The 10,451-nt window shown below is 73.9% G+C and carries 3 protein-coding genes; all 3 read right to left on the reverse strand.

Annotation, left to right across the window (positions count from 1 at the left end; genetic code table 11):
• Positions 1 to 4,206: hypothetical protein (locus WML84_RS09165; RefSeq protein ID WP_347345840.1), on the reverse strand; the 4,206-nt coding region annotated here is incomplete at its 3' end.
• Positions 4,203 to 7,004 carry a hypothetical protein gene (locus WML84_RS09170; RefSeq protein WP_347345841.1) on the reverse strand — a complete coding sequence of 934 codons (2,802 nt, stop codon included), beginning with the start codon at positions 7,002 to 7,004 and terminating at the stop codon, positions 4,203 to 4,205. The genes WML84_RS09165 and WML84_RS09170, both read right to left, overlap by 4 nt.
• On the reverse strand, positions 7,004 to 10,270 hold the full coding sequence (locus tag WML84_RS09175) for a DUF6603 domain-containing protein (protein ID WP_347345842.1): 3,267 nt from the start codon (positions 10,268 to 10,270) through the stop codon (positions 7,004 to 7,006). Before WML84_RS09175 ends, WML84_RS09170 begins: the two co-directional genes overlap by 1 nt.
• Positions 10,271 to 10,451 lie beyond the last annotated feature (181 nt).

Consider the following 10,451-nt stretch of genomic DNA (forward strand, 5'->3'; position numbering starts at 1 on the left):
GGCCGCGCTCGCGTCGCGCCACGCCGCCGTCAGGTCGGCGTGGGCGGCGGTGTAGCGCCGCCGCAGCTCCTCGAAGGCGGCCGAGACGTCGGCGACCTCCCCCGGCCGCGCCAGGTGACGCGCCGTGGCGGGCACGCCCAGGAGCGCCGCGAGCCGCCGGCACGCGGCGGCCTCGGGCGGGTCGACCAGTCCCGGGCTCCGCGGATCCTCGAGGTCGGCGAGGGCGGGCGCCCCCGCGCGCGCGCGGATCGCTGTGCGCAAGACCACGGCGTCCTCCCCGTCCACGCCGAGGGTCTGCAGGTCGTAGACCCCGACGACCCCGCCCAGCGCGTCGCGCACCACCCAGGCGCGAGGGTCGGCGGAGGGCACCGGGCTCGCCTCGGCCGCCGGGTGCGGCACGCCGCCGAAGCGATGCGCGACGACGAGGTCCTGGACCGCGTCGACGTCGAGGTCGGCGAGGCCGGCGGCCGGCGCACCGAGGTCGGCCAGCGCGACGGTGGCGTCGGGCTCGCCGGGCTCGCGGACGAGCCAGGTGCGGTTGGCCACCTCGGCGATCGTCACCTCCCGCAGCCCCATCGCCCACGCCGCGAGCGCACGGAGCTGGTCCGGTCCCCAGGCGAGGGTGTCGACGGGGCTCAGGTGCAGGGCGTCGAGTGTCACGGTCCGCGTCGTGCCGTCCTCCAGGTGCGCCGTCCACAGCCACGCGGCGCCGAGGCGCTCGGCCAGGAACGCGGCGACGGACGGCTCGGCGAGCGAGGCGGCCTCGGCGTCCGCGGCGGCCTCGCGCGCGGGCAGCAGCGAGAGCACGGTCGTCTCGGCGACGAAGCCGCTCGGCCGGGTCTGCACGCCCTCGAACGTCGGCATGACCCCGAGACCGGACGCCGCGTCCATGGCTGCGCTCGCCCGTCCGACCGCACGGCCGAGCGACTGCACGACGCCCTCCATGAGGGTCGCGTCCGACAGCACGTCGAGGGCGCGGACGATCCGGGCGAGCCGCTGCTCCTGGATCGCCGTGAGCGGATGGCGGGGATCGGCACCGCGACCCGTGTGGTCGATGAGACCCGGTCGCGCGGGGTCGTCGGGGTCGCCGGTGAGGGCGTGCAGGCCGTGGCAGACCTGGCGTGGATCACGCGCGTCGTCGTACATCGGATAGTCCACCCGCAGGGCGCCGATGCGCTGGTACGCCGACGGAGCGCCGGGCGCGGCGTCGGCCGCGAGGACGTCCTCGACGGCGCGACCCAGGACGTCGTAGAGATGCAGCCCCTGGCGGACGTCCTCGGCGACCTCGGCGGCGAGGCGCATCGCGTCGCTGGTCACGTCCATCTGCCAGAGCAGCTCACCGGACTCGTTGCGGATGCCGCGACGCGCGGCCTCGCGATGGTTGTCGCGCAGGATGGTGGCCATCGTCGTCTGGTCCCCGGACGGCGTGTGGAGAAGGCCCGACGGAGTCGGACCGGGCGCACCGTCGAAGGGCCCGAAGGCCCAGCCGTACGCGCCGAGACGCTGTCGGCGTTCGGCCGAACCCTCCGACCATCCCAGCCGTTCCCACGCGAAGGCCGTGATCCACGGGTCGACGCGGACCGAGGCGGCGTCCAGCACCGCGCCCAGCGCGCGCTCCATCCTGGCCACGCGGCCCTCCGATGCGGAGTCGGTGTCGACGGGAAGGCTCGGGAACTGCACCGACGTGCGTCCCCAGCCCGCGCCGTCGACCTCCTCCACGCGGTGCGGGTCGACCAGCTCCGCCACCCGCACGGCGTCGCGCGACTGCCGATCGTCGCGCCAGACGTCGTACTCCTCGGGGTTCGGGTTCGGACTCTGTCCGGGAGGCAGCTGCTCGACCGGCCACACGAGGTCCAGGAAGCTGTCGCGGTCCCCCGGAGCCATGCCGTTGCGCCAGCCGTTGGCGACCAGGCACGCCTGCACCAGCAGCCGCACGAGCAGCGAGTCGGGCAGCAGGCCCACGCGCACGTCGCCGTGATCCCACTCCGGCTCGACGAACCGCATGTCGGTGCGGCGGAACAGCTCGGCCAGGTGCACGGGAGGCGCGTCGGCGGTCTGGAGGTATTGGGTGCGACGGAGGGCGAGGTCGACGAGATAGCGCAGGGGCAGGCGCATCGTGGCGTCCTCGCGCCGCGCGTACGCGGACCGACCCGGCCGCACGAGCGGCAGGCCGTTGCGCTGCGAGGTGAGGACGTCCACCGGCACGGGATGCTGCGGGTCGTACGGCAGGTGGAGCTCGGCGGTCGCACGCGCGAAGTCGTCGCGCAGCGGCGTCGCGTCCGCCGAGCCGTTCAACCAGGACCAGTGCGGATCGGCGAGCATGTGCCGCCAGCGGAACTCGCGAGACGATCCGCCGCGGCCGAGCAGCCCCGCATAGGCGTCCTCGTCCGCGTCGCGGACCGTGCCGCCGGGCCGATTGCGCGCGTGCAGCTCGTCGAGGGCGCTGACCAGCGCGTCCCGGAGCGTCGTGGTCATCCTCCTGCCCGGCTCGGGGTACCCCGGGTCGGGCTGCCAGGCGCGCAGATCGGTGACCGGCAGCAGTCCGTACGGATGCGCGCCGAAGCGAACCGGGGGAAGCGGCCCCTCCGGGCTGACGTGGGCGTTCGCCCACGCGGCGAAGTGCACGCCGGCGTCGCCGACCGGCCAGGCGTCGTTCAGCCAGGTGCCCCACAGCGTCGGCCAGAGCGCCCGGAGCAGCAGGCGCGACAGGCCGGTCGCGGGCACCGCCTCGTCGAGCGCTGCCTCTGCGCGATCGCGGTCGTCGAGACCCGCCGGCACCGCCAATGACGGCACCGACAGGTCCTCGGCCGTCACGCCGGCCAGGTGACGGGCGACGACGCGGTCGGTGTCGGTCGTCGTGGCGACCGACGACGGCCGCAGGGCGTCGAGCCGGCGTCCCGCGGCATCCCGCCAGTCGAGCACCGTCGGCGCTCCGTCGATCGCGGGCGAGCCGTCACGGGAGCGGCGGGTGAGCGCGGAGTCGGCGCCCGAGACGCTGTTCGTGTGCGCTCCGAGGCTCACTCGGGCGAGCACGCCGCTGAGGACGTGGTGCCGCATCAGCTCGCTCGCCGGGACGTCACCGACCCCCGACACGCAGACGCCGCCGAGCTCTGCCGGACCGATGCCCGCGGGCAGCCGGAAGAGCCCGCCCAGCCCGAGCCGCCGAGCCTCGTCCCAGTCGAGCAGCCACGACGGTGAGTGGTCGGGGAGGGCGGCCGCCGGGTTCTCCGGATCGGACGGCACGTGACGCCGCTCGAGCATCGGGAGGGGGATGTCGGGGGCGATGGTCGCGGCCTCGGGCTGATCCTCGTCGGGCAGCGAGCCGATGCTCGTCACGACCTCGCGGCCGTCGGCCGCGTAGGTCCAGATCTCCACGTTCAACCGCGGCGGCAGCCCGACCACGCGAGGGTCGCCGGAGTCGTCCGCTCCGACTGACGCCGGACCGCGCTCGGCGACGAGGACGCCGTCGCGCCGTACGGGACGCGTGGCCGTGACGAGCCACGCGGCGCGCGCCGCCCCGACCGCCGTCGCCAGCTCGGTGAAGGCGGCGGTCGGACCGGGCTCGCCGAGCCGCGCCGACGTCAACCGCGCGGTCGAGCCGATCCGCTGCCAGAATCGCGTCGCCGCCTCGTCCTCCCCCGGGTCGACGGTCTCGGTGTGCAGGTCGATCGACGGAGGCTGCGGGACGACGCGCACCATCATGCGCCACTCCGAGACCTGGTCGTCCGGCTCGAGGAACACGGTCTCGAGCGCCAGCGGCAGGAGCATCGCGACGTCGTCCCACGGGTAGGGCCGCGAGGCCGCGTGCATCCCGAGCCACTGCTCGTGCACCACGGGCACGAGCCGCGCGAACCGGGCCTCCTTGCCGCCGAGGGCGTGCAGCACCTCGGCGCGGAGCTGGCCCAGGAGCGGACGCGGATAGCGTCCGATCACGGCGAGCGCGGCCAGCTCCTCGTCCGACAGCGCCGGCGCGGCGCGCAGGGCGCGCGCCACGGCGTCGTCCGCGACCAGCCGATCGACGTCTGCGTGCTGCCAGATGAGCTGCAGCGCCCCGCGCTCGACGGTCTCGTCCGCGGTGGTCCAGTCCTCCGGCGCCCACCGCGCGGCGAGATCGGTCAGGCGCTCCTGCAGCTCGGCGTCCGCGGTCCGGCCGCGTGCCCGGGCGATCGCCGCGAGTCGCGCATCGCGCACGGTGAAGCCGCTCATCCGCCACCTCCGGCGATCCGACGCAGCATCGCGCCGCTGATGGCGACGCGCGTGGGCGCGTCGGGGACGACCTCGGTGGGCCCGTCGAGACGGAACCGCAGCTCGGTGGGCGGCTCGTCGAGCATCAGCCAGTAGGCGTCCAGGTCGTCGGGCGCGACGTCGAAGCCGAAGAACACCCGGTCCGGATCGAGCGACCCGGTGAACGCGGGCGCGAAGTCCCTGCGCGCGCGGTACCACGCGTCGCGCGCGGCGGGAGCCGCGGGCGGCGTGAACTGCGGCACCGCCGAGAGGTCGGCGTCGTCGCCGGGTCCCTTGTGCAGATACACGACGGTGCGCGGGTAGCGGCGGAACAGCGCCGAGCGGAAGACGATCACGAGCCGCTCCGTCGCATCCGGATCGGCATCGGCGGCACGGATCGCCTGATGCGACCGTGCGCCGAGCGGCGAGTCCACCGGCCAGGTCGCGATGGGGGTGATGTCGTCGCCTCGCCGGGCGCCGTCCTCGCCCACCGGGCCGAAGAACATCTTCAACGGCGTGCCCCACCGGTCGATCGCCATCCCGCGCCACCGGGCCTCGGCCACCAGCTGCGTGTTGATGCCGACCAGATACGCGTCGATGAACGACGGATTGGTCTGCAGCGCCGTGACCGAGTCCTTCGCCAGGCTCTCCGCACCCGGCAGCAGCCACTCCGGCTCGTGCTGTCGCAGCAGGCTCCAGGTCGGGAAGTCGATGCCCAGCGGGTAGCGCATCGGGGTCAGCTCCGGACGCGGGACGATGCGGTCGAGCACGCGTCCGCGAGCGGGCGCGCCGGGCAGGCGCGGGTCGAGCACGGCCTGCACGGCCGTCGACAGTCCGACCAGGTCGATCGGCCGCGTGCGATCCGGCGGGTCGAGGTGCGGCTCCGAGCGGCGGCGGTCGCGGCATCCCGGGTCGTCGGGACGCTCGTCGCAGCGCAGGAGGCAGTGCACGAGGTGCGGCTGCAGCACGTCGTAGACGAGCGACTCGATCCGGGACGGATCGCTCAGCAGCCGCGTGCAGAACCCGTAGTAGTCGCGGGGCAGGCCCACGTCCTCGGATGCCGCGAGCCACATCAGCTCGCTGCACGAGATGCCCCCGGTGAGCTCGTCGACCGTGATCTGGAGCTGCGTCTGCAGCTCGGCGGCGACGGCGGCCAGCGTGACGGGATCCGCCGCATCGACGCCCTCGGCCGCCCGGTGCGCGAGCCCGACGGCCTCCTCGAGCACGCGCCGCAGCGTCGCGCGGTCCACGCCCTGCTCCTCCAGCCCACGCCAGGGGTCGTGTCCGAGGTCGACCATGAGCTGTGCGAGCGAGTCGGGCGGCGCGGGCTCCGGCGACTCCTCCGCGCGAGGGGAGGCCGTCTCGTTGACGTGTCGCAGGATCCGCGTCTGCGCGGACGGCGCCGGGGCGGCGGCGTTGCCGGCTTCGGAGGCGCCCGTGCGGCGATGCCGCAGCAGCCGCTGGGCGGCGCTGGAGAACAGTCCGGGCGTCAAACGCGTGGTGTCGCCGGTGACGGCGTCCACGACGATCCGGCCGTCGCCGGCCACGAGCCGGGCCATCATCGGTCCGAGGATGTCGAGGCGCTCCTCCGGGTCGGCGGGCAGCGCGCGTCGCCACAGCCGGCCGCCGATGACGAGACCGGCCGCGAGCTGGGCGACCCGGTCGGATGCCTCGCGGAGGGCGCCGGCCTGCTCCGCCGCCGCACGCATGAGCTCGTCCTGGGCGGCCACGCCCATCCACACCCCGGTGCCCGCGGCGACCCGATGCCGCGGATCGACGCGCAGCTCCTCCACCCAGCCCGGCCCCGCCGTCGCGGGCGCCGCCACCCAGGGATGGCCGTACTCGGGGAGGGCCAGGAGGTCGGCGCCGCCCGGCGGGGCGGTGACCCGGTGCAAGGCGAGCAGATCCTCGCCGACCGGCCCGAGGCTCGCCGGCTCCACCCGGTCGCGCAGAGACGCGAGGGCGCCCCGCACTTCCATGGGCGGCCCGAAGTCGATGCCGGCCCGCGCGTAGGTGAGGGCGGCCCGCCCGATCGACCCGGGGTCGGGCGCGTGCAGCGCCGCGGCCAGCGACTCGAAGTCGCCGGCCTCGCCGGTCGCGAAGCGCCACGAGTCCAGGACGGGGATCGGGCGGTTCTCGTTGCGGATGCGGCCGTCGCGGTCCCACATCGGCTCGCCGAGGCGGTTGAAGATCGGCACGAGCATCGCGACATAGCTGTGCTGCGGCTCGAGCTGCTTGAGCGAGAGGATGCGCGAGAACCGGCGGCTCGAGGGCCCCAGCGCTGTCGGCGTCCCGGGGCCGGCGGCCTGCACGTGGGCCCACGCCCGCGCGAGATCGAGGTCGTGGCACGGTTCGGCGAGCAGCAGTCGCGTCGACCGGGAGTACCCGAGCACACGGCCGTCGAAGGCGAGCTCTTCCGCCGACGCGACGAGGAGCGCCAGCCACGGGCGCGGCGCTCCGCCCCCGGACGGCTCGGGCGTCAGGCGCCACGGCAGGTCGGGGGCGTGGAAGTCGACGTGGACGAGCTTCGTCGCCTCAGCGTCGGGGGTGGCCGGAGCAGGCGCGCGGTGACGGATCGCGCGGCGCACGAGCGCGGTGACGTCGGCCGGTGCCATCAGCGAATAGGTGAGCGCGCCGCCCGCGGGCGTCTGGCCGGCGGACGTCTCCTCGACGAATGTGAGGTCGAGGGTGCCCGACAGCCGGTGATCGGCGCCGACCTTCGTCGCCTGCCGTACCAGTGCGGGCTGCTGCCACGGGGCCAGGTAGATGGGGTCGGCCATCATCCCAGCACCTCCTGCAGCTCGACGGCGGCGGTTCCGGCCGGCGTCGCCATGCCGCCGCTGAGCTTGGCGGTCATGAGGCAGGCCGCCGCGGAGCCGCCCGTCACGGCACCGGAGGCGTCCACGTGCTGCCACGCCTCCGACCCGACCGTGACGGCGGGCGCCTGCGGGCGCACGGCGGCCCCCTGCAGGGACTCGGACAGAAGTCCCAGTTCGATCAGGGGCAGCGCGGCGATGAGCCCGGCGAACGCGATCCGTCGGCGCTCCGGCAGGCGCACGAGGTTCAGCTCGATCCTCCTCTCGACGGCGGCTGCGGCCTGCATGTGCGCCGCGCCGTCCAGGCGGAACCCCGACCGCGCCTCGACGAAGCTCGGCGTCGCGAGCGCCTCCGCGTCGCTGAGGTGCGCGAACGTGCCGCGGGCGAAGCTGTCGCGCTCCGCGCCGAGATCCGGGTCCGCGACTCCCGCGACGCTCACCCGGAGCGTGCGGACGCCACCGAGGTCCTGCCCCTCCGCCCGCTGCAGCGGCAGGTCGAGCGGGACCCGCTTCTGCTCCCACACGAGCGTCCCGACCGGAACGATCACCGAGGGGTCGATGCCGCCCCCGCCGTAGACGAGCTCGGCGTCGGTCCCCTCGCCGCGCAGGTTCGCCGGATCGCTCAGCTCGCCGCGATAGCGCACCGACAGCGGCCCCATCGGCGGCAGCGACTCCGCGGGCGTACGGTCGATCGTGATCGTGACGTCCTTGGAGATCTCGACGAGCACGTGCACCGACGCCGAGGCGTGCAGGACGAGCGGGCCCGGACCCGACAGCGTGCCGCGCACGCGGATGCTCGCGAACGACCAGCCCTTGAAGGCCGCCTCCATGCCCGCGTCGATCGTCGCGACGAACGCGAACGGGCGAAATTGGATGAGTGCGTCGAAGCGGAACCAGCCGTGCACCGAGATGGGACCGATCCTCACCCCGGCCTCGGTGTTCGAGCCGAACTGCAGGGTGTTCGAGGTGACGGCCAGATACATCTCCTGCTTGAACCACACGACCCCGAGGTCGACGCCGGCGCCCGCGCGCGGGATCGCCGGCATCGGCAGGTTGCCGGGGTTGAACTCGGGGTGGAAGCCGCCCACGCTGTACACGAAGTAGGGGTTTCCGCCGTATCCGATGCGCAGGGCGAGACCGCCCGTGATCCGGATGATCCCGAGCACCGTCGAGTCCACGAGGTAGCCCTCGAAGAAGATGAGGGATGCCGCCAGGTCGACGCCCCCGACGAAGTCCAGCCGCAGGTGGACGAGCGCGAAGTCCTCCGACCCGAGGACCAGCTTCCCCGAGCCCGCGATGAACACCTTGCTCGGGCCCGGCAGCTCGATGAACAGCCCGAGGTCGAGCCGCAGCAGGCTCAGCCACTGGATCTTGATCGTCGGGCCGAAGACGTGCGTGCCCTTCTTGTCGGGGAAGAGCGTCCGCAGCTCGCCGAGGAGCTTCGGGGCGTTCTTCATCGGGTCGTCGGTGAAGAGCACGTCGCCGGCCGTGCCGCTGACCAACCGCTCCCGCAGCGCGTCCAGATCGGCGCGGCGGTTGATGCCGATCAGACCGCCGAAGCCCATGATCGCGAAGCCGAAGCCGACCTGGATGCCGGGAAGCGGAAGCCGGATGCCGATGAGCGCGGCGATCGACGCGTCACCGCCGGGCAGCTCCTTGTAGAGGCCGTAGGCGAACGCGCCGATGCCCAGGATCTTCAGCTGCAGTGCGCCGCCGTAGTCTCCGGGGGCGTACGTCTTCAGGAAGCCGCCGCCGGAGATGGGCCCGGCCTCGATCGAGATGCCGATGCCGGTCGGCGCGAGCACTCCGGCGTTCCCCGACGTCCAGCGTCCGATCCACACGCCCGCGCCGTCCATCGTGACCTTGACCGGGCCGAGCTCTCCTCGGGCGCCGAAGCGGAACACCACGCGGAAGGCGACACCGGTTCCGGAGAACGCCGTCTCCAGACGGGTCAGCAGGTCGTCGACCCACAGGCCGGCCCCCTTGCCGCCGATGCTCAGGCCCAGGTGCCTGCTGAACTCCACGCCGAACGCGGGCGCGCCGCCGGCGGCGCCCTGCGCGGCGAGGCCGGTGAGCTGCTCGAACGTCGTCGCGATCTCGGAGACGAACGTCAGGGCCTTAGGCACCGGCAGCCCCATCGCGATGGTGTTCAGCAGGTCGGCGGCGACGGAGAACTCCACCGGGTCGCACACGAGCGAGTAGCGGAACAGGGGCGTGCCGGCCCCCGGAGCCGCGAAGACGACACCGACCTTGATCTGGCCGACCGAGAGATGCGTGCCGTCCTGACTGCCGAAACGCAACGCGTCCTTGCCGGGCGGCGTCTTCGGTCCGGCGTAGATCGCGAACTCCGCGGTGGAACGGTCCGCCCCCGCGAGTGAGAGGCGGTCGTCGGCGAACGTGAGCCTGAGCGTCACCTCGCCCGTGGCGGAGGTCACGAAGGTGAGCTGCCACGTGCCGACGTCGACCTTCCACGACGCCGCGGCTGCGGCATCCCGGATGATCACGCTCATGCCGAGATCGCCCACCCTCCCCGGTACGGGCACCGCGTCGGGGCCGTCCAGGACCAGCCAGTTGCCCCCTGCCGGCGGGGGACCGGGCTCCACGTCGTCGAGCGTCACCGGCGGCGTCGGCGGCAGGGCGAGCCGCACGGGCGAGTTCACGCGTTCGATGAGGTCGCCGAGGTCGACCCCGGGCCTCGCCGCGACGGGGAGGGCGAGGAACCCTTTGCGCAGGTGTTCCAGCCGGACGAGCTCGGCAGGAGCGCCGACGAGCAGCAGGAGCATCACCTGCAGAGCCTGGAGATCCTCGATGGCGGTCACTTTGCCCAGCAGCAGGTCGAGCGCCCGCGTGCCCGGGTCGGTGGTGAGCGCCTCGAGGGCCTTCCAGTCGATCCGGAAGTGGGCCGGCGCGGGGGCGTCCGGGATCCATGCGGCATCCGGCACGGTGACGACCCCCAGCAGCGTGAGGGACTCCGCGACCCGGGGAAGCTTCAGCTGCAGGACCCGCACCACGAGCGTCTCGCGCACCGCCACGTCGCCGGTGATCGACCTCAGCGTGGCCAGCCACTTCTCCAGGGGGTCGCCGCCGCCGTCGAACGTGATGCCCGTCAGCGCTCCCAGCCGATCCCGGAGGCCGACGAGCGCCGCCGGCAGCGGCGGTGCGCCCGACGGGGGCGGATCGGCCAGCACCTCGTCGAAGAGGCTCTTCAACGTGCTCAGCACATCTGCCACGGCGACGCTCCGGTCCGCCCGGGGGATGGAAGCGCGAGAGGCGCGGTGCGCGAGTGCGCTCGCGTGCGGACTCGCCGCACGCGACGAGAGCCGTCGTCCACGAACCGACGATCGGGCGACGACTCACAGCGTGGTGATGACGTCAGCGTATGGCTCCCCGGGTGCGACGGCAAGAGGCGAC

The sequence above is a fragment of the Microbacterium sp. genome (assembly GCF_039812165.1).
Classification (GTDB): Bacteria; Actinomycetota; Actinomycetes; order Actinomycetales; family Microbacteriaceae; genus Microbacterium.